This window comes from Burkholderia sp. KJ006, assembly GCF_000262695.1.
In the GTDB taxonomy this organism is placed as follows: domain Bacteria; phylum Pseudomonadota; class Gammaproteobacteria; order Burkholderiales; family Burkholderiaceae; genus Burkholderia; species Burkholderia vietnamiensis.
Genome location: NC_017920.1, coordinates 2,092,563 through 2,113,394, shown reverse-complemented (window position 1 = coordinate 2,113,394; position 20,832 = coordinate 2,092,563). Strand labels below are relative to the sequence as shown.

The following is a 20,832-nucleotide window of genomic DNA, read 5'->3' as shown; positions in this document are numbered from 1 at the left end:
CCGGCGGAGAAGTGAGAGGAAATTCTACCAAGTGCGTCAAAAGTGCGTCGTTCGCGACGCACCAAGTATGCCGCACGAAGTCTGAGTCTTTCACTTTTCTTACTGAGTCGCCGTTAATGGTGTAGCGGAATTTGCAGTCGGAATCACAATGCGCGTACTTTGCGCCTTGTTCACCCATTCGATAGAGTCCACGGCACCACCGCTAACGTTATGTAATAGGCTATATATTGATTCGGGATTCCAGTGGACGACAGTTTTCTCGACGAGCAAGCCTTCCATATTTTTGAGATTAAACACGTCTTCTGACGCTTCTAGTGCCGCCAAAAACGATTCGCCTGGAGTTCCCTCTTCTTTATTTCTGGTCACCAAGGCGAAACGAATATTTAATTCATAAAATTCCGAGCGCGTTGCGATCCGGCGGTGCTTGGCGTACTGAAAAAGTGTAAGTATTCCCTCGTGAACCTTTTGGCGAACGTCATCTCTCTTATGTCCGCCCTCTTTGAACTCGATGAAATACAAGATGTCTTTATCTTGGTGATAGAAGAGCGCATCGGGAGATTTTTCGCATTTATTATCGGCTGTCCCTAAATTTTCAATGTGATCGAAATTAAAGGCTTGTACGGGGGATACGATGAAATCTTTATTTGCAGCGTCATTCCTGCTCAATTTCGTTATCTCGATGAGCTGATTCGGAAATTCTGAAACGAGCGTGTCGTAAATATCCTTGGCCTTAGAAGTCATTTTTATTCAAGTCGTCGAGAAGATTCAACAGCGGTAGCGATAGTGTCTTTATAATCCCCGTGATATCGCCATCCGTGTCAATATAGTTTACAACGCCGTTTTCTTGCTTTCTCGCATGATAAAATTTGATGCCTGTCGCTTTGTCTCCATAACCTTTCAAGGCCTCAAGCATGTAAGGGCTGTGAGTTGTAACGAGTACTTTAACGCCAGAGGCTGCAAGATTGCAAATTATCTTTGCATACTCAATTTGCCATGTTGGGTGGAGGTTTGTCTCCGGCTCATCTAGTATCAACAACGTCTCGGGTCGCAAGTAGTCGCTTTTGTTGAGCATGTCAACAATAGACAAGGCTTTAATGCCCGATGCGACGTTATTTGCTGGAACCTTAATGCCGCCTCTAGACAGTACAAAGCTCTTGCGTTCTTCGTCGTAATACATTTCGCCTTTGAAGATTGCTCCAAAGTCGTCGACTGGAATGCCCTTTAAGCTTTGTCGCGCCTTAGCTGTTTGTAGCTTGTTGGATAGATCAACGGCATGATAGGGTATAGAGCCGCCCGAGAACAAGTAAGTCTCGCCAGTCGGGTCGTACCCACGAATTGCCGAGCAATATTGAAGAATTGCTGGGCCGTCGATAAGTGTTGCGTCCCGTATTCCAAGTGGCTCAGTGCCTTTAAAGTTCTCGAGCTTCGTATCCGTCGCCCACATTTCTAGAATGCTGGTCGCACCGTCAGAAAGGGAAATGTATGCTCTCTGGCAGTTTGGCTTATTTAGGAGTTCGCCCGCAAACTCGGAATTCAAGGCTCGATGAATCAGTTTTCCGATCTGACTCTTCTGGTCGACGTTTTCATTTAATGAGAGTTGAAGCTCTGCAACTCTTTGCAGCAAAATTTCCAGTATTTTGGTTCGCTCGGGATTCTCTTTTTCCGCATTGAGTGAACGTAACAGCGCGGTAATGTCTGCTATCGGAAGGCTGGATGGATCGAGTGCGTGACTCCTCACTACCGAGAATAAATTCCGGATATCGGGGCGTTCCGCTAGGTCAAATTCCCGACGAAGCGCCATGTAAATTCGCTCCATATCGGATCTGATGCGATTTGCTTGTTGTTTCCTTACTGCGATCGAGAAGTTTGTAAATGCTTGTGCTATCGCAAAGAACACTTTTCCGACGGTGCTCTTTCCAGTATCGTTTTCGCCGGCGATAACTGTCAGTCCGTTAAGCTCGACGGATGCTTTTTGTATGGTGCCGATCCCTTCGAGTGTTAGTTTCATGTGTGGTCCGTAAATGTTCAAGGCGCGCATGAGCGATGCGCGGTCCTCGTAGCCACGCCCAGCAGATAGCAGGCTTCTCCGGCCGTTGACACGCAAGTATACCGTGTTGAAGCGCGGCGGATATGGTCGTCGGCGGGGAGCCGTAGACTGAAGGTGCACCGCGCTTCGATGTGCGGGGTGAGGCCATCTTGCTGGTCTTGGCGATAGGGGGCAGGGCCAGATCCACGGAAGTCCTCGCATGCCGAGCGAACGCCGATTGCTCGTGAAAAAGCGCGACAATCTAGCCAGTAGACCGCTTCATGAGGTTATTTGGTCGCGCAACCGTCAAAGGGGCACCTTTTTGTAGATGTCTGATTGCCCTTTGGATAAGTAAAGCCGCCCAGCGGGCGGAGCCTCTGGAGGGATGATGGGCACGGCAAAGCAGGATTACGTTCGCTTCTTGCGGTGGTTGTGACCTTGTCCACCTGAATCAGATTGGGGCACCGCCCTCGTTGCGTGCAGTCGCGGCGAGCCAAACCGTGGCCGCAGCTGCGCCAGGTCGCGTACTTCAGAGGGGAAAGGTCACCACAGCGGCAGACAGTTTTAGGTCATACGGAATGACATGTCGCCAGGAATCCAGCGCAGACCCACGGTGAAGCCACTCGGTTCCACGTTTTTGGGTCGAATCGATGCGCCGGAGCTGACGCGCCAGACCGATGCATTTCGGTGCATGCGTTGAGCTAGCAAGCATGCAAGAACGAAGATCTTCGGCCCCCCGGGCAGGATTACCACGTTGTAATCTACACTTAGTCCCCTGAGGACCGAGTCGAGCATAGCAATGGTGCGCACTGGATCAGCAACCGGATAACGGAGGAAATCACTTGGCGCGACATCCTGAAGCAGCAGCCTATTCGCATTCGTCACCTCGGCCGCAAACTCTTCGATTGGCGACTCGGGGAAAAAGGCGATCACTCGTGTGGCTTGTAGATATTCCGCGGCACCGACTACCTTGCCCATCTCGTAGCCGAGACCCGCAATCAGGGCTAGCGGACGGCTAGGGTCCGCGAACCGTCCAGCGAACGCTTTATGTACGGGACCTGCTACCTCATTACGCCCGGCCACGGGTCGTGGCGGAGAGAACTGCGCAATACTGTACCAAAAATCGACCACCGGGGCCTGAAGGTCGCGGCATTTGCCAACCGCATTTACGATCTCCGCCAACCTGAACCGATCAAAGCACGATATATCGCACGCAAGTCGATGGCGTTCCTCGTCGTTGTCAGACTGCGAACTATGCCTCGTCGCTTGCAGTGCGTCCGCGAGTGTCTCTGAGAACCGAGCGTTGCTAACGTCTTCAACGACTTGTACGTGGTTCTTCGTGAAGAATTGCTTGTTCGAGTCGAAGGATAGGCACCTATTGTGGTCAAACCCGATCGCTACCGATCGACGCGCGTTCTCGCCGATCTTCTCGGCGATCGCTGTTGCACGACTCTCGAAGCCCGCAGCGCAGACGAACAAATCGTATCGTTCGTGCGTAGCTTGGTCGGACGACAGCTCGATTAAGGACGGTTCACTCATTGAATAGGCTCACTTGGCCGTCTGGCGTGATATTGGACGTCCGTACTCTAGGACGGCCACGCTGGGATCTCAGTCTTGTCGTGTGACCAGTCCGGCTCAACAACGTTGACAGCTTGCGCTCCTTTCCAGTTCGCAAGGGCAGGACTTTGAGGGGGGAGATGAGATAGGTAAGCCGCAATCGTTGCCCAGACAACTTCCTGGAAAATGCAAACTGACGGTCAACCTCACTGACAGGGACAAAAGCCCCCGCGTAGAGCCCATCAAATATCGCTCGCTGCAACTCGGGCGGCAGGTTGTCGTCGACTTCGAAGCTAAGCACCGGGTCGAGCACGAACGGCCCGAGCAATACCTCGCTATGGAATGTGTCCACTAGTCGGTCCACTACAGCTTTGAGTCCTCCTTCTTGGCTGTTGTCGAAGCTTCGACCGGGGCTCGGGATCGTGGCAATGTAATCCATGAATTTTTGCGAGGCGCCGCGAAGTACCTGGTACTGCCTCTCGCGCGACAACTCGCGCCCAGAGGGGCTTCCGTGCCGATGGATCAGTAGGTTGTTGGCGATCCCAGTAAACCATCTCGGATTTCCTTCTGTCACGAGACAGAGCGCCTCCCAGCCGCTGAAGAGCACCGAAGGACGGCCTTTGTCGTTCCGCAGGCTCGCTGAACCCGGATTGTCTGCACCTGGGCCAGGCTTGAGCATGAAGTCCCGGAATCCGATTAGTGGCCCGATTTTGCGCACAACCGCATCCTTCATATGGGGACTTGCGGCATCCAACTTGTTGGGGTCAAGCCCGTACCGTTGAAGGAATTCAACGTACGATGGATCTTTCTTTGCGAGTCGACTTGAGGCTTCTTGCCAGTGCCCACGGGGGCCATATGGCTTCGCACTCTCCGGCTCATGAAATGCTGAGTGACGCAAGATCGCAGCAGGAGGAAGATGCTCGGCAGACGTTCCCTTGGATAGATGGTCCCAAAGGCTTTGGCAGAATATGGCCGACTCCTTTGGGTCCGTGTACAACGAAATTTCTTCAAAATCATTTCCCGAACTTGGTCCCATACTTTGTTGGAACACGCTCGAGGCTTCCGTTGACGGGCTGAGGGCGAGCTTGAAGATAAGCTTTTGATCGGTTGACCGCAGACTGCGAAACAGTAGCTTCTGAACTTCAGCCGGCGCGATCTCGAGTTCGTCGAACATCAGACACCATCGCCCCTCAAAACGGCCGACGATTGAATCGAACGCATTGACCGCTCGCAGCACCGCTTGCACACACTGAGACTGACAAATAGCGAGCATTTGTTCGAGTCGCTCAGGGGTTTCCGTGCACTCGTACAGGTCGGCAGCCCGGTCTACCAGAGCCTGTCTTAATCCAAGCAGCGAATGAATTCGGGGCGCAAGCTGCCAACTTTGTGCGATCGTTTTGCAGACTTCGGACTCTTGCTCGATCGTGAGGTCTACCTTCGCGAATCCGCGATCTTGGCGGGGACGATCGTGCGTAAGTTGGAGAAAACTATCGACGAGAGATCGTTGCACATGCGTGGTAAACACCGCGAGTCGAAAACGCGATTGAAATTCCGGTGCTAGATCCGCGGCGGCGCACTCGACTTGCTGTTGCCAGGCCTCGTCCGCTGGCACAAAAACCCCCCAGTATGCGATTTTCCTGCGAATCGCGTCTGCCTCCGGATGCGACCACGCGTTCATCGCCTTTGGTTGTAACATCTTTAACATATGCGTCTTGCCGCTGCCTCGCGCACCTACAAGCAGTGAATTTTGCACAGCCAGAAGTTGAATGAACTTCTTGTTTGGCACGAACGATCCGGCCACTTGCTCTGCATCTAAGTGGCGGGCGTTGAAGCTCGAGAAAAAACCGATGGAAGTATCCATATAGCAATCAGTTAACGCCCGATCTGAGCAGGTTCGCCGTTTCGATTTTCAAGAATTTCAAGCCCGAGTTCGAGTAATTGTTCGTTTAGCTGACGCATCGAATCTGGCATCAGGAAATTCACGGAAGGGACTTGAGACTGTATGTCCTTCCAGTTTCTAAAGGTGCTACCAACGATATTTTCAATTTTCAATGCTAATGGCTTAATTTGGCCGCGATAGCCGAAACCACAGAGAGGTGGAAGTCCAGAACTGCTGCGAGCGACTGTCCAGTTCGTTGAGTCTGTCCATGACCATGTCCGTACGGTTCCGACGAGAGGCGCATGATCTGCTTCCTGGCAACTCCGGACTTCCATAATATGGAATTGATTCGGTATGCCGGTAAGTCGTGCTCCAAGGCTCGCAGCACCGAAGACAAACGGAACCTCGTTTGATGATGTCGCGCCTTGAATCAGTCGGGGATGATGCCGGTGCCCGTGTATAACGAGCCATGAACTACCGGTTGCCTTTGTCAGGGCATCAAGCAGTACCTGACCTCGCAGCATGGCCTCACCGTCCGGTTTGTCATCCCAACCCGTAAGCGGCATTGGATGGTGATGGCAAACAAGGATATGAGCGGGTGCGTTTCGAGTAGCTTCAAGGTCCCTGACCATACAATTGATCGTTCGTTGGCTTACGCGACCATGCTCGATTTCGTTCTGCGCTCCGCCATGGAAAGCGCTTGTATTCAGCGAGACCATGACGACGCCGCTGGGCAATGTCGTAATCGCGTAGTTTCGCGCCCAGAACCGATCATTCAATTGTTCGTCTGCGAATGGAAACGGTGGAACTAAGGTGAGCAGGGCGCCTTTGGGATCAGGGTCCGTCTGATCTGAAAGATAGCGAGAATCCAGATCGTGATTTCCACATGTCACTACTATGTCGCTGGCCTGGAGCGCGTCGCGAAGCCGTTGAAGCTGATCCCAAGCGCGTTCCAATCCAGCGAAGTCGGCCATATTGCAGATATCTCCTGCGCAGACCAACACGTCGGCGCTTAGATTCAGCTTGGATGCTGCCGCAATAAGATCGCTAAGGGGATTTGACCGTCCAGGCGTAGACCCAGAGAGGTCCACCACGGAATTTCTCGCTTTGTCCGCTGACGCGAAGGCGTGTAGGTCGCTCACGATGGCCAGACGGATGATAGGTCCCCCGTCGATGGTCATGATGAATAGCTGGTCATGATGAGTTCTGGGGCGGGTAGGCGGGATGTAGCCTTGCCTGCGACGGTACGCCGAGGCGATACCGCGTGCACTGACCACCCGGGCAGTGCCTGCACGAGACGAGTATCGTACTGATAGGACACCATTACGTTTACTCCACGCGATGCAAGGTTCGCGGCCAAGGAAGTAAATTCTCCGAATGCCTGTTCATCAAACTCGGCTGAATAACCGTATTCGCCGCGATATCTCCCTGCCTGACGGTACGGTGGGTCCATGTAAACCCAGTCACCTTCTTCGCAATGTGACGTTGTATCTCGGAAGTCTCCAGCGAACAAAGTCGCACCTTTGAGCATGTTCGCCGCGCGGGAAAGATCTTCTCGTGATGGCAATGCATAGACTCTACTGCCCATTGGCACATTAAACTCCCCCTTTTTGTTCGTTCGATAGACCCCATTGAAGCAAGCCTTCATCAGAAAAATCAGACGTGCTGCCCGGTACGTCAGATCAAGGGAGCTGGGTTCAACTGCACGAAGTGCGTAGAAAGCGTCAGCGGTATGCGGAATAGACGCGAGTGCGTCTGCTACACGGTCAGAGTCGGCCGAAATAGCTTTATAGACATCAATGACCGACGGATTAATGTCGCCCAGTATCGAGCGTTCGGGCGCAACGTCAAAAAAAAGACATGCCGAGCCTACGAATGGTTCGACGTAGCGATTGAACTTCTTCGGACGCAGCCTTCGAAGATCCGGTACCAGCTTGGCCTTGCTTCCGGACCATCGCAGTATGCTGAGCCGTTTAAAGTTGTTGTCAGTCACGGCACGATTTGTATGTAAATTGTAAGAAATGAGGGACTTCGCGGCCGGTCGAGCAATGGGTATCGATGTTTATAGGGGCAGATGGGGTCGCCCAGCTACCTTCTTGCCTGATCGCGGCTCGCCATAGTTCCCCGACTGGCGAGATTGCACCTTGACAAATCGCGCCAATGGCTTCAGCGAACGAGGTCTCTGATGGTAGCGATCGATGCGACGCACGAGCGGTCGGTCGGCCGACATAATAGCGCTTATGTCAGATTTCGTGGCTTGATCGTCATGGAGATGACGTTGTGCGTAGTGATGAATCGGACCATGGTGGCGCATCGCAAGACCCCTGCCGTGTTGAGCGCAGCAGGCGGCGGCCGAGTGGGGGTATTTGGTCGCGCTTGTCGCTGGCCTCCCGCGGCTCCGACGTGTCCCGCACACGTTGCGGGTACTAGTCGATGTCCATCATGGCCCAGGCACTGAGCGCCGGAAATAGCCGCGTCAGGATTCGACGCTAAGCTCCTTGAGCCATGCTCGCTGGGCCTGCATATTCTGCTCGGCTACGGTGGCCCGAGACGGGTGTAGTGCCAAGCGATGCCGAGGCCTTGGCAAATTTCGTCGGGGGTGCGCGCCGGCAGTGAGGTTATTTGGTCGCGCCCCGCACGATGCAGGCGGTGAAAACGTCGCTTTCGAGGGTCTCGGCGTATGCTTATAGTAAAGGAGAGCACGCGATGTCCGCTGATAAGCTAGGTCGTTTTATGGCAAGCCCCGAGTTCCTTGCGCGCGCGAACGCTGCTATCGCCAAGGCTGTGCGCGAACTGGAAATGAAAGGTATCCGGCCCGTATACGTCGATCGAGACGCAGGTCGTATTGTGGGGGCAGACGCATCGCGCAAAAACGACTCTTGCGAGGGACGATGCGTTGCCGATATATTGAAGCGCGAAGCAAACTCAAAGGAGGGCGGAGAATGAGCGACAACGGAGCCGCGCTTGGCAGAGCGTTTGCTGCCGAGCGGAATGCGGCAGACTGGAAGTCGTATGCGAAAAAACTTGAACAGCAACTTTTGGTTGCCCAGGCCAACCTTGCCGGTCACAAAGTGCTCAAGGAAATCGCAATTCGTGAACTGGCCAAGGCTGACCCCTCCCATTTTTTGACGGCTCAACATAACCGACAACGGCTGTTTGATGAGCAGTTCGATGCTGTGATCTCTGGCAATCGTCGCGCCGCGTAGCGCATACGAAAAGGCGCTTTCAAACTGGCTCTCAATCAGCCTAAGTCTCGGCCTACGCCCCCTGATGGACCGATAGACCTCGGCGGGTCTCCATCCCCGCGCCCGAGTACAGAAGGAACTTGGCTCCGACCGGTGTTGCCGCCATGCCCGATACCCGCGCCGAATAGGCGATTCACACGATCCTCTAATTCCGGCATGCGAGACGCCATCTGACCGCCTACCCATGAGAACACCTGGTCAGGCACGATGTGTATCAAGCTGAACGTGCTGTTGCATAGCGTTTGGCACATACCGACGTAGAGAACGATGTAGCCAATGATGCTCACGAGGCCTGTCGTGGAGTCGTATTGGGCGTTTTGCATGGCAACGCCGAACATCGAGTTGAGCAGCGTCCCGAGCACCACAATGCCCGCTCCCGCTAGGACGAAGCCGATTTCCATGAAGACTGGTCGGAACATGACGTTCAGCAGAAAGATGTAGCCATGTGTTGGCCTTTGTCCCAAGCCTTCGCCTTCGCCATCAAGGTGTGTCATCGCCCATAACGGCGAAGCGACCATCGACTCCCCGACGACGGCGTACCAGGACACGACGCCGCTGAACCAAATGATGAACGGAAGCATCGGGATGTAGATCGACAGCATCGCGCCGAAGAAGAATAGCGAGATGATCGTGATAACCACGAACGGCGCGAGCGCTTTTAGAATCCCTTTCGCTGCACCTGCAATGACATCGGACATGCCCAAGGTGGCGACATCAGCAGCGGCCGACGCGATCTTGCCTGCAGTGGTCTCCTTCGCCTCAGCTATCCCTTCCAATGCTGCATACCCGGCGAGACCGACCCAACCGGCGTCAAGGATATAGTCGCCCAGATTCTTCATGCCGATCAGTGGATTAGTCGTGCCTCCAGGGCCTTGGCCGGAGTTGAGGTTGACCGCCCATTTCACTATGCCCTGGCCGTTGAAGATCTTCCCAAGAATGCTCTTCGCATCCGTCAGGCCGCTAACGCCGCTTCCGAACATACCGCTGGCATTTTGTGCAGTGGACACCGACGCGTCCTGCTGGTTTTGCTGCAAATACGCCGCATTTACTCTTCGGTATAGCTGCGGGTAGGGCATGTAGTCGGGATCGGTACCTGGTACCGCGGCGGCCGTCGCGTTGGCGAGGCTCGTTACCTGCGAGTTCGCCTGAGCAAAAGTTTGATACCACGCCCCCATCATGATCCAGCCGTCGCGTTGCAGGTTCGACTGTATTACGCTTGCCAATCCGTTGATCGCGTTCGAGGAATTCGAGATCGCATCTGAAACGGTCTTCTCGTACTGGAGCGCGGCCCGATTGATCGTGTTCTGAGGATCTGCCGGCTGAGCCTGCCCATTCACGGACGACACGTAAGCCTGCGCAGCGGACGACAACGTGGACTGAAGCGCGGTCAGCGCGCTCTGGTGCGCGCCAAGCATCTGCGAGTAGATCGATCCGGGGTCGAGCGAATAGACGGCCATACCGTCATACGACGGCAGTGTCGGCGGTTGCGTAATGTTGATCTCCGCTCCGCCGCACGAAAGTCCTCGCTGGTTCATGAGAACGACCTTGTTGCTCGTCGTGATCGCGTTGAAATTTTCGCCTGCATCGACAGACACGCCGCTTTCGTTCGGCATGTTGGCTATCGCCGTGTTAGCTGCTTGCGCGCAGAGGTTCGCTTCAAAGAGAGCCTTCGCGAGTGTGGTCGCCTGCGGCGAGGCTGGCGTTGCGATCATCGATCCGCCGCTGTTGAGCACGGACACCGCAGCATCGAGCGACAGGTTCGCAATTCCCACGCCGAGCATCGTTCCCCAGAGCATCGCCATCTGCGCGCCACAGTAACCGCCGAAGACAGGAACGAGGCCGGCGAAGCCGACACTCATGCGTATGATGAACCACGGCGAGGACTTTTTTTGTCCCATGAACTCGCCATCCTGCCCGGTTGCGATCATTGCGGAGCCAAAGTGGTACATGGCCCATATCGCACCGACAGCGAGCATGCACGCGTTTACTACCAGGAACAGTTGCGCGATCATGCCGCCCGATCCACCGCCGGCTGCGAGTGGGTTGTGTACCACGGACCCGTAGACGAGTTCCAGCAACGACATGGACTTGTCGCCGCCGCGGTTCGCTGCGTTTTGAATGTCCCCCATGGACACGGGCGACTGTGCAAACGACGTTGCTGATGCAAGCAAGATCGCCAGTGCGACGGCGGCTTGCTTGCTTCGGCTGTGCGAAATGGCATCGTCGCAGCACATTCCGGGCCGAGCCAAGCGGTGACCGGTCAACGTTTTCTTCGATGTGGTGCTCATCGTTGGATCTCTCGCTTGACTGCGTTCTCGGCCGCTATGTGCGCCTGTTTCAAGAGGAACCCCCAGAAAAAGACGACCCACGCAATGGCCATTGCGACACCGACCCAATTCATCCAGCTTCCGGCCTCACCGTCGTGGCTGCGCGCCCACCATAAAGAGGCGAGCGCGAAGCAATGCACGAGTACGCAGATCTGGACGATCAGGCACGCGTCTTTGAATTGCTCGCGGGTCAGGCGGCCCCGTGCCCGGCGACGGCGGATCGCACGGGAAATGGCCGCGATCACGTGTGTGAAATGACGGAGGTTGTGTTTCATGGCATCGCTTCTAGCTTTGGCGGCAAACAGTGACCCACCCATTGCCCTCGCTGCCGCCCGAAACATCGGAAGGGGAGTTGAAGACGTTGAAGTAGTGGTTTTGCAAGATGCCTGAAGCCCAAAACGAATCGTATTGAATGCATCTCCAGGCCACGCCGTCGCCCGCCGTTATCCAGACACCGGATTGGCAAAATAGTGGGCCGGTTCCAGAATTGGCGATCAACCCGTTGGGCGAACAGGCTCCGCCCGGTGCCGCCCATCCGTTAGGCTGGATATATTCGTTCGAGGTAAACCGCCCCGTCGTGATCAGTTGGCCGCTTCCGCCACCGCCGCCGACAATCGTCGCTCCCGTGCTGTTCCATGGCTTTAGGTACAGGTTGCCGCCGCCTGTCTCAATGTACTGAGTGCCGGGGTTGTAGATTTGGGTGTTGGCACCCATCGTAGTGTTGCCGTTGATCTGTACGTTTCCGTTGGCAATCACGTTGCCTGCCTGGTCAACGGAAAACAGCTCTCCGTTCCACGAACCGTTTACTAGACGGAATCTGCCGTTCGAACTCTGCAGATAAACGGCTTGGCCATTGGCACCTACGAGGCCGAGCACTCCGCCCTCCGGAACTTGGTTGAAGGCGATTACTTTGCCATTGGCCAAAGACACGGACGGCGCGCCGAACGCACCGTCCGCGAGAGTCTGCAGGCTCTGGGACGTAATCGAGTTCCCGTTGGTGATGCTGTGCAGCGTTCCGGTCGTGCCTTTGAAGTTCAGGTCGCCTTCCATCGGGAGCGAACCATCGCGACGAACAAACGCGGACCATCCGCTCGACCCGTAACCGACACGCATCGCAAGTACACCTGCGACGTTGCCTTTCGGATTTGGCAGTGACCAGCCGCCATCTGGGCCCGCTATGATGTCGGGCGTCACGATATCGGAATAGCCGCCGTCACCACCGATCGCGGCCGCCCCGTCATCGAGAGTCAATGGGCGGCCGGTCGAGGGATCAGTAAGGGCGCCGTCGATATACACCATGCCTGCGATGTCACAACGGGGAGCGACGCACCCGGCGGGCGTTTTCGCAAGGGATATGACGTACGGTGCCCCATACACGCTCGTCGTTGAATAGCCGGCGGGGATGACATTGATTGCTTCAAGCTCAGCCATCGTCGGTGCGTACTCGTTCGCAACGCCGGGAATGGCTGTGCCATTGACCAGATTCGAGTAGTAGATGGACAGGTATTTGCCGTTAATGCTGTTGCCGATTTCGGCAAGTACATCGCCTTGCGCGGCCATTTGCTGTGACAGCATCTCTTCGCGCTTCTGCCACAGGCCAACGGTCGCGAACGCGATTGCTATGCTTGCTCCAATGCCGAGCGACAACAGGTCGTAATATCCCCGTTGCCGACCGCGAGAGCCGATCAGCATTCTGGTGAGCAGGCTTTTCCTTCGTGCGCAGCATGTTTGGTGCATGCCATGTGCCAGCCGCGTGGTTGTGTCCAGCAAGTGATTGGGGCTCATTGATTACCTCGCGCGATGCAGCGTCAGCCACTGTCGCCGTGTCATGGGAGTTTCCACGCAGATGCCGTTGACGACCTGCACCTCCATGGTCTGCTCGTTGTAGTACTGCTCCCAGACAGCCACGATGTCTGGAGGCGTACCAGTCGGCTCGACGGCGAGTGGGTCGGACGGCGACGTCTGGGCCACTGTCGGCGGTGACGCAGCGACCAGCATGGCGAACGCAATGTGGACTTTCATGCGCGCCTCCCGTAGATTTTCTGATCGAGTAGGGCCACGAGGTATCCCCACACTGCGGGCTTGACGTTTTCGCCTATTCTGGACGCCTGTAACAAATACTGGAGTCGCTCCTCGGTCATGAGCAGTGGGTCTTCAAGCTCCAGCACAAGCGCGAGGTCACTGTTCATCGAGAGCGTTTGCAGAGGGTGCCGACGAGCGGCGACAATGGCAGCAGCCATGATCGATCTCCTATCAGATCGGTGGTGGTCAGGCGTGCTGGCCGGTAGCAGCCGGCCGGCGCGCCGCTTTTGATGCGATCAGCCCAGTTTTCGCGCCAAATCACTGGCGCGCGGCTTGTAGTAGACCCGGTGCAGTACGTTGAGGGTGCGGTGTCCGGTGATTGCCGCCAATTCCAGGACACTGCCCACAAGATCAGCCATGCGCGTGGTGGCCTCGCGACGAAGATCATGGAAGTGGAGATCGTTCAATTGGGCGCGATCGCAAGCGCGCACAAACGCTTTCTTCAGCGCGTCGGCGGAGATAGGAAAAACACGGCCGGTGGGGTGGCGAGGTAGGGCGGATAACGTTGCAACAGCACGGCTTGATAGAGGGACGTCTCTCGATTCACCGTTCTTCGTATCGTGCAGCCGGACGTATTGATCCTCCAGAAACACGTCTGTCCAGCGCAGTGACAGGATTTCGCTTCGCCGCATTGCGGTCTCGATGGCGATAATGACGATCGGTCTAACCCAATCGTTTCGGCTGCCGCCGCGTCGAAAACGACCGCTTTCGTCGCGTGGACTGGGCGCCAATTCCGCGAGCAGTCGCTGTTCTTCTTCGCGCGACAGCCGACGGCTTCGGGCCCGGTTTTCCTTTGGCCGACGGATCATGGACACGGGATTGACGGGGACGTGGATTCCCCATTCTTTGCTGGCCACGCTTATAACGTGGCTCAGTAGCGTCAATTCCCGGTTGACGGTAGATCCGGAGACGGCTTTCTGCGTTGAACTGCCAGAGAGGCGTCTGTCGCGGTAGTGAGCTAATGTGACGCCACTGAGCGCTGACACCTTCAGTTGCGCGATCGGGTCGGCTAAGAGCCTTTGGATCCGGAGTTGTTCGAGTGCGCCGCCTTTCTTCTGGGGCGAAATTTCGCGTCCGTACCTGGCAAGCAGGTCGCCGAAGGATGTCCGGTTTGCCTCGGTGAGGTCCGAGAATGAACCGGCAAGCATCTCCGACTCGATGCGGGCCGCCCAGGCCTCGGCATCTTTCCGGGTGGTAAAGGTCTTGGAATGCGGGGGAAAGCCCTGGCGACGGACGATCGCTTGGAATTGGAAGTCGCCGCGTTTGCGAATGGTTGGCACCAGACACCTCGAAGAAGAAGTGTGACAAGAATGTGCCAACAATCCGGTTGGGCGAGAGGACACTTAACGAACATTTCGCCAAGTGCTGACCCGGAAAGCAAGAAGGGCCGGCGATTGCCGGCCCTTCGAATCTTTGGTGGGCGGTACTGGGATCGAACCAGTGACCCCTGCCGTGTGAAGGCAGTGCTCTACCGCTGAGCTAACCGCCCAAAGAAGCTGAAATTATGTCAGAGCTTTTTCGCTTCGTAAAGTACTTTCTTCAAATATTTTTGCGGGCCGCTGCGAACGGACCGCGCGCAAGCACCGCACCGCACCGCTCGCACATCCCCAAAAGCAAACGGCACCGCGCGATGCACGGTGCCGTCCGTTCGACATCGCGCCGCGACGCCCCCGTCGCAACGCGCATTGCATCAGCCTTCGGTCGGCGGCACGTAGCCGGACGCCTGGTCCGCGCCGTCGCCGAAGAAATACTTCTCGGTCTGCTTCATCAGGTACTGACGCGCGCGCGGGTCGGCCATGTTCAGGCGGTTCTCGTTGATCAGCATCGTCTGCTGCTTGAGCCAGCCTTGCCATGCTTCCTTCGAGACGCTTTCGTAAATGCGCTTGCCGAGTTCGCCCGGCAGCGGCGGGAAATCGAGACCTTCGGCTTCCTTGCCGAGCTTCGCGCATTGGATCATTCGAGCCATCGTGTACTTCTCCTGTAATCGGTCTGGGGGAAGGGCAGTCGTACCTGCGCTCAGAGCTGCTTCATCAGCACGAGCGACTTGCGCTGCCAGTTGTAGAGCTTGCGGCGGTCTTCCGGCAGGTCGTCGACGCTGACCTTGACGAAGCCGCGCTTGAGGAACCAGTGCTCCGTGCGCGTCGTCAGCACGAAGATATGCGTGAGCCCGCGTGCCCGCGCACGCTGCTCGATGCGCTTGAGCAGGCGCTCGCCGTCGCCCGAACCCTGCGCTTCCGGCGCCACCGTCAGGCACGCCATCTCGCCGATCTTTTCCTGCTGGTACGGATACAGCGCCGCACAGCCGAACAGCACGCCATCGTGCTCGATCACCGAGAAATGGTCGATGTCGCGTTCGATCTGGTGACGCCCGCGCCGCACCAGCGTGCCGTCGGACTCGAGCGGCTCGATCAGCGACAGGATGCCGCCGACGTCGTCCGGCGTCGCCTCGCGCAGGCTCTCCAGATTCTCGTACGAGATCATCGTGCCGACGCCGTCGTGCAGGAACAGTTCGAGCAGCATGCTGCCGTCGAGCGATTGCGGAATCAGATGCGCACGCGTCACGCCGCCGCGGCATGCGCGGATCGAATGCTTCAGGAAGAACGCATCGTCGCCCTGAATGTTGCCCGAATCGAGCAGCTCGGCGGCCGCATCGAGCGACATTTCGCGGACCAGCTCGCCTTCGTCGTCGACGATGCCGGGCGCTTCGGTCAGGAAGATGATCTTGTCGGCGCGCAGCGCGATCGCGGCGGCCGACGCGACGTCTTCCATCGACAGGTTGAACGCCTCGCCGGTCGGCGAGAAACCGAGCGGCGACAGCAGCACGAGCTTGCGGCTCGCGAGCGAATGACGGATCGACTCGGCGTCGATCTTGCGCACGATGCCGGTGTGCGCGAAGTCCACGCCGTCGAGAATCCCCACCGGCCGTGCGGTCACGAAGTTGCCGGACACGACGCTGATGTGCGCATGCGCCATCGGCGAGTTCGGCAGCCCCTGGCTGATCGCGGCCTCGATGTCCAGTCGTACTTCGCCGGCCGCCTCCTTCGCCGATTCGAGTGCGCGCGCATCGGTGATGCGCAGCCCGTGCGAGAACTCCGACTCGACGCCGTGCAGGCTCAGCTGCTCCTCGACCTGCGGCCGCGAGCCGTGCACCAGCACGATCTGGATGCCCATCGCCTGCAACAGCGCGATGTCCGACACGAGCGCGTTCAGCAGCCCTTGCTGCACCACCTCGCCACCGAACCCCACGACGAACGTGCTGTTGCGGAACTTGTGGATATAGGGCGCGACGGAGCGCATCCAGTCGACGAACTGCGCGTGGCTGACGGCCGAATCGTCGGGAGCCGGCGGCGTCGTGGCGCCGGTCTGGGCGGGAGGGAGGTCGGTTTGGGAATTCATGGGCGGGATTATAATGCGCCCCCATGTCGAATGTACCTAAAAGTCCCGCGCCGACGCGGGCCAACGCGGACCCGGCGCAGCACCCGGACGGTGCAGCCGATGCGCGTCAGCAGCCGGGCCGGCAGCAGCAAACGCGGCAGGGCGGCAAGCCGCCGCGCGACGACGAACGGCGCCGCGATGCGGGCCAGCCGGCCGCGCCGGCTACGCGCGCGGCCGACGGCGAGCGTACGCCGCGTCGCGAACGTGCGCCGCGCGCGCCGATCGCACCGAACCCCGTCCCGAAGATCAGCTATCCGGAAAGCCTGCCCGTGTCGGGCCGGCGCGACGAGATCGCGCGCGCGATCGCCGCGCATCAGGTCGTCATCGTTTGCGGCGAAACAGGTTCGGGCAAGACCACCCAGCTGCCGAAGATCTGCCTCGATCTCGGCCGCGGCCTCGGCGCCGGCGGCACGGGCCTGATCGGCCACACGCAGCCGCGGCGGCTCGCCGCGTCGTCGACGGGCCGGCGCATCGCCGAGGAGCTCGGCACGCCGTTCGGCGAAGTGGTCGGCTACAAGGTGCGCTTCACCGACAACCTCGCGCCGGGCGCGTCGGTCAAGCTGATGACCGACGGCATCCTGCTCGCCGAGACGCAGAACGATCCGCTGCTGAAGGCGTACGACACGCTGATCATCGACGAGGCGCACGAGCGCAGCCTGAACATCGACTTCCTGCTCGGCTACCTGAAGGAGATCCTGCCGCGCCGGCCGGACCTGAAGCTGATCGTCACGTCCGCGACGATCGACGCCGACCGCTTCGCGCGCCATTTCGGCAGCGACGCGCGCCCGGCGCCCGTGATCGAGGTGAGCGGGCGGCTGTATCCGGTCGAGGTCCGCTATCGGCCGGTGGCCGAGGACCGCCCGGCCGTGAAGAACGCCGAAGGCACCGGCGGGCGCGACCGCGTGAAGACCGCGCGCGAGGCCGAACGCGACCTGATGGACGCGATCGTCGACGCGGTCGACGAACTGTGCCGCGAAGGCCCCGGCGACGTGCTGGTGTTCCTGCCCGGCGAGCGCGAGATCCGCGACGCGGCCGAGGCGCTGCGCAAGCACCATCCGCCGCACACCGAGATCCTGCCGCTGTTCGCGCGGCTGTCGGCGGCCGACCAGGACAAGGTGTTCAAGGCGTCGAACGCGCGCCGCATCGTGCTCGCCACCAACGTGGCCGAAACGTCGCTGACCGTGCCGGGCATCCGCTACGTCGTCGACACCGGCCTGGCGCGCGTGAAGCGCTATTCGTACCGCAACAAGGTCGAGCAGCTGCAGGTCGAGTCGATCTCGCAGGCCGCCGCGAACCAGCGCGCGGGCCGCTGCGGCCGCGTGGCCGACGGCATCTGCATCCGTCTGTACGAAGAAAGCGACTTCCAGGCGCGCGCGCGCTTCACCGATCCGGAAATCCTGCGCTCGTCGCTCGCGGCGGTGATCCTGCGGATGAAGTCGCTGCACCTCACCGCGATCGAATCGTTTCCGTTCCTCGAGCCGCCGCCCGGCCGCGCGATCGCCGACGGCTATCAGCTGCTCAACGAGCTCGGCGCGGTCGACGACGACAACGCGCTGACGCCTCTCGGCCGCGAGCTCGCGCGCTTGCCGCTCGACCCGCGCGTCGGCCGGATGATCCTCGCCGCGCGCGACCAGCAGGCGTTGCGCGAAGTGCTGATCATCGCGAGTGCGCTGTCGGTGCAGGATCCGCGCGACCGTCCGAGCGACGCGCAGGAGCAGGCCGATCAGGCGCACCGCCGGTTCGCCGACGAGCGCTCCGAATTCCTGCAATGGCTGAAGATCTGGGCGTGGTTCGAAGAGGCCGTCGCGCACAAGAAATCGAACCGCCAGCTGATCGATGCGTGCCGCCAGAACTTCCTGTCGCACCTGCGGCTGCGCGAATGGCGCGACGTTCATTCGCAACTGCTGACGGTCGTGCGCGAGCACGGCTGGCGTCTGAACGAAGCCGAGGCAACCTACGAGCAGATCCATCTGGCCCTGTTGACCGGCCTGCTCGGCAACCTCGGCCTGAAGGCCGACGACGATCCGCATTACCTCGGCGCGCGCGGGATCAAGTTCTATCTGTGGCCGGGCTCCGCGCTCGCGAAGAAGGCCGGCCGCTGGGTGATGGCGGCCGAGCTCGTCGAGACGAGCCGGCTGTACGCGCGCTGCCTCGCGAAGATCGAGCCGGAGTGGGTCGAGAAGGTCGGCGCGCATCTGTTGAAGAAGTCGCTGTCGGAGCCGCATTGGGAGAAGCGTCCCGCGCAGGTCAGCGCGTTCGAGCGCGCGACGCTGTACGGGCTGCCGATCTACCATCGGCGGCGCGTCGCGTTCGGCCGGCAGGACCCGGCGCGCGCCCGCGAGCTGTTCATCCGCGGCGCGCTGGTCGAAGGCGAATTCGAGACGCGGCTGCCGTTCTTCGCGCACAACCGCAAGTTGCTCGCCGACATCGAGCAGCTCGAGCACAAGTCGCGCCGCCAGGACGTGCTGGTCGACGACGAGCTGATCTACGCGTACTACGACCAGGCGATTCCGCAAGGCATCCATACGGGTGCGGCGTTCGAGCGCTGGTATCGCGACGAGGTGAAGAAGGGCGGTCAGCCGGAGGACAAGCAGCGCCTGCTGTATCTGTCGCGCGACGACCTGATGCGTCACGAGGCGGCCGGCGTGACGACCGAGCTGTTCCCGAAGAGCATGACGATGGCCGGCGTCGAGATGGCGCTCACCTACCATTTCGAGCCCGGCACGCCGCGCGACGGCGTGACGCTCGCGGTGCCGCTGTACGCGCTGAACCAGGTCGACGCGCGCCGTTGCGAATGGCTGGTGCCGGGGATGCTGAAGGAGAAGGTGCAGCTGCTGCTGAAGTCGCTGCCGCAGAAGCTGCGCCGGCACTGCGTGCCGCTGCCCGAGTACGCGGCCGGCTTCGTCGAGCGCATGGGTCGCGAGCGCTTCGGCGCGGGCGGCCTCGTCGACGCGCTGATCGCCGACGTGCGCGGCGAAACGCAGGTCGCGATGAAGACGGCCGACTTCAAGCTCGAGACGTTGCCCGCGCACCTGTTCATGAACTTCAAGGTGATCGACGAGCACGGGCGCCAGCTCGCGATGGGCCGCAATCTCGCGCAGCTGCGCCAGGAGCTCGGCGCGCAGGCGCAGCAGCAGTTCCAGAAGATCGCGGCCGCGTCGTCGATCGCGGCGAGCGGCGATGCGGCCGGCGACGCCCCGGCCGGCGCATCGGCGCCGGGCGGAGCGGGTGCGCCAGGCGCGCTGGCGAAGGGCGGCAAGCCGGCCAAGGGTGCGGCGCCGCACACGGCGGCGCCCGCGGAAGCCGGCGCGACCGCGCTGTACGAGAACCTGACGACGTGGAATTTCGGCAAGCTTCCCGAGCTGCTGGAGATCCGCCGGCGCGGCCAGACGCTGTACGGCTATCCGGCGCTCGTCGATCGCGGCACGCATTGCGACGTCGAGGTGTTCGACTCGCCCGAGGAAGCCGCGCGCATCCATCGTGCGGGCTTGCGGCGGCTGTTCGCGCTGCAGCTGAAGGAGCCGATCAAGTTCCTCGAGAAGAACCTGCCGGGGCTGCGCGAGATGGCGATGCAGTACATGTCGCTCGGTACGCAGGACGAACTGCGCGACCAGCTGATCGACACGGCGCTCGACCGCGCGTGCCTGCAGGAGCCGCTGCCCGACGACGACGCGAGCTTCCACGCGCGCCGCGACGAGGGCCGCAGCCGCCTGAACCTGCTCGCGCAGGAGATCGCGCGGCTCGTCGCGCAGATCCTCGCCGAATACGCGGGGCTCGCGAAGAAGCTCGCGCAGGCGAAGCCGTTCGCGCAAGCGCACGCCGATCTGCAGCAGCAACTCGCGGCGCTGGTCGGCAAGCGCTTCGTGATCGACACGCCTTACGTGCAGCTTGCGCACTTTCCGCGCTATCTGAAGGGCATCGCGCTGCGGATCGACAAGCTGAAGGCGGACCCGGCGCGCGACGCGAAGCAGTTCGCCGAGCTGCACCCGCTCGTCCAGCATTACCAGCGCGCGGTGTCGCAGCGCGGCGGCGTCGTCGATCCGCGGCTCGCGGAATTCCGCTGGCTGCTCGAGGAACTGCGCATTTCGCTGTTCGCGCAGGAACTGCGCACGCCGATGCCTGTCTCTGTCAAGCGTCTGCACAAGGTGTGGGAGTCGATGCAGCGCTAGCGCCGCCGCGGCCCGATGCACGTCACGGCGAGCGGCCACGGCCGGTCGTCGCGGCGTGCGTCGAAATGGCGCAATGCTGTCCGCGGTCAACCGGGCGGGCCGGTCGGGCGTT

At 59.5% G+C, this 20,832-nt stretch carries 17 protein-coding genes and 1 tRNA gene; 3 read left to right on the top strand and 15 right to left on the bottom strand.

Annotated elements, in window-relative coordinates; genetic code table 11:
* Nucleotides 1-99 precede the first annotated feature (99 nt).
* The 6 genes from MYA_RS30985 to MYA_RS29540 all read right to left on the bottom strand — a co-directional run bounded on the left by MYA_RS30985 (nucleotide 100) and on the right by MYA_RS29540 (nucleotide 7,455).
* On the bottom strand, nucleotides 100-741 hold the full coding sequence (locus MYA_RS30985; protein WP_148278551.1) for a hypothetical protein: 642 nt from the start codon (nucleotides 739-741) through the stop codon (nucleotides 100-102).
* Entirely contained in the window at nucleotides 731-2,008 is a 1,278-nt protein-coding gene (locus tag MYA_RS29550; RefSeq protein ID WP_158333095.1) for an AAA family ATPase, read from the bottom strand. Before MYA_RS29550 ends, MYA_RS30985 begins: the two co-directional genes overlap by 11 nt.
* A 582-nt stretch (nucleotides 2,009-2,590) precedes the next feature.
* The gene (locus MYA_RS09505; RefSeq protein ID WP_041493859.1) at nucleotides 2,591-3,565 is read right to left on the bottom strand and encodes a hypothetical protein; all 975 of its coding nucleotides are present in this window, start codon (nucleotides 3,563-3,565) and stop codon (nucleotides 2,591-2,593) included.
* Complete coding sequence (locus MYA_RS30980; protein WP_014723304.1) at nucleotides 3,558-5,444, bottom strand: ORC-CDC6 family AAA ATPase; 1,887 nt, start codon at nucleotides 5,442-5,444, stop codon at nucleotides 3,558-3,560. The genes MYA_RS09505 and MYA_RS30980 overlap by 8 nt, the downstream gene beginning before the upstream one ends.
* An 11-nt stretch (nucleotides 5,445-5,455) precedes the next feature.
* On the bottom strand, nucleotides 5,456-6,643 hold the full coding sequence (locus MYA_RS29545) for a metallophosphoesterase family protein (protein WP_083854883.1): 1,188 nt from the start codon (nucleotides 6,641-6,643) through the stop codon (nucleotides 5,456-5,458).
* Nucleotides 6,640-7,455, bottom strand: coding sequence for a DNA adenine methylase (locus tag MYA_RS29540; protein WP_158333094.1), 816 nt, complete (start codon nucleotides 7,453-7,455; stop codon nucleotides 6,640-6,642). The genes MYA_RS29545 and MYA_RS29540 overlap by 4 nt, the downstream gene beginning before the upstream one ends.
* A 713-nt stretch (nucleotides 7,456-8,168) precedes the next feature.
* Between MYA_RS29540 and MYA_RS29535 the strand changes: the two genes are divergently transcribed.
* Nucleotides 8,169-8,408, top strand: coding sequence for a hypothetical protein (locus MYA_RS29535; RefSeq protein WP_148278550.1), 240 nt, complete (start codon nucleotides 8,169-8,171; stop codon nucleotides 8,406-8,408).
* Nucleotides 8,405-8,668 (top strand): hypothetical protein, encoded by a 264-nt coding sequence (locus tag MYA_RS09490; RefSeq protein ID WP_041493856.1) that lies wholly within the window; start codon nucleotides 8,405-8,407, stop codon nucleotides 8,666-8,668. Before MYA_RS29535 ends, MYA_RS09490 begins: the two co-directional genes overlap by 4 nt.
* Nucleotides 8,669-8,703: 35 nt before the next feature.
* Here MYA_RS09490 and MYA_RS09485 read toward each other — a convergent pair whose 3' ends face one another.
* The 9 genes from MYA_RS09485 to argA form a co-directional block, all read right to left on the bottom strand.
* Nucleotides 8,704-10,995: a DotA/TraY family protein gene (locus tag MYA_RS09485; RefSeq protein WP_238539576.1), complete on the bottom strand. Its 2,292-nt coding sequence runs from the start codon at nucleotides 10,993-10,995 to the stop codon at nucleotides 8,704-8,706.
* Nucleotides 10,992-11,309, bottom strand: a complete 318-nt coding sequence (locus MYA_RS09480; RefSeq protein WP_041493855.1) for a hypothetical protein — start codon at nucleotides 11,307-11,309, stop codon at nucleotides 10,992-10,994. Before MYA_RS09480 ends, MYA_RS09485 begins: the two co-directional genes overlap by 4 nt.
* A 10-nt stretch (nucleotides 11,310-11,319) precedes the next feature.
* Nucleotides 11,320-12,819: a hypothetical protein gene (locus MYA_RS09475; RefSeq protein WP_014723302.1), complete on the bottom strand. Its 1,500-nt coding sequence runs from the start codon at nucleotides 12,817-12,819 to the stop codon at nucleotides 11,320-11,322.
* A 3-nt stretch (nucleotides 12,820-12,822) separates the two neighbouring features.
* Nucleotides 12,823-13,056, bottom strand: a complete 234-nt coding sequence (locus tag MYA_RS09470; RefSeq protein ID WP_041493853.1) for a hypothetical protein — start codon at nucleotides 13,054-13,056, stop codon at nucleotides 12,823-12,825.
* Entirely contained in the window at nucleotides 13,053-13,274 is a 222-nt protein-coding gene (locus MYA_RS09465) for a hypothetical protein (protein WP_041493852.1), read from the bottom strand. Before MYA_RS09465 ends, MYA_RS09470 begins: the two co-directional genes overlap by 4 nt.
* Nucleotides 13,275-13,352: 78 nt before the next feature.
* Nucleotides 13,353-14,396: a site-specific integrase gene (locus tag MYA_RS29530; RefSeq protein ID WP_083854880.1), complete on the bottom strand. Its 1,044-nt coding sequence runs from the start codon at nucleotides 14,394-14,396 to the stop codon at nucleotides 13,353-13,355.
* 134 nt (nucleotides 14,397-14,530) lie between these two features.
* A tRNA-Val gene (locus tag MYA_RS09455) sits at nucleotides 14,531-14,605 on the bottom strand.
* A gap of 201 nt (nucleotides 14,606-14,806) precedes the next feature.
* Nucleotides 14,807-15,082 carry an oxidative damage protection protein gene (locus MYA_RS09450; RefSeq protein ID WP_006478357.1) on the bottom strand — a complete coding sequence of 92 codons (276 nt, stop codon included), beginning with the start codon at nucleotides 15,080-15,082 and terminating at the stop codon, nucleotides 14,807-14,809.
* Nucleotides 15,083-15,132: 50 nt separating this feature from the next.
* On the bottom strand, nucleotides 15,133-16,512 hold the full coding sequence (argA, locus tag MYA_RS09445) for an amino-acid N-acetyltransferase (RefSeq protein WP_014723300.1): 1,380 nt from the start codon (nucleotides 16,510-16,512) through the stop codon (nucleotides 15,133-15,135).
* Between the two features lie 23 nt (nucleotides 16,513-16,535).
* Here argA and hrpA point away from each other — a divergent pair, with 23 nt between their 5' ends.
* Nucleotides 16,536-20,720 (top strand): ATP-dependent RNA helicase HrpA, encoded by a 4,185-nt coding sequence (gene hrpA / locus MYA_RS09440; protein WP_014723299.1) that lies wholly within the window; start codon nucleotides 16,536-16,538, stop codon nucleotides 20,718-20,720.
* Nucleotides 20,721-20,832 lie beyond the last annotated feature (112 nt).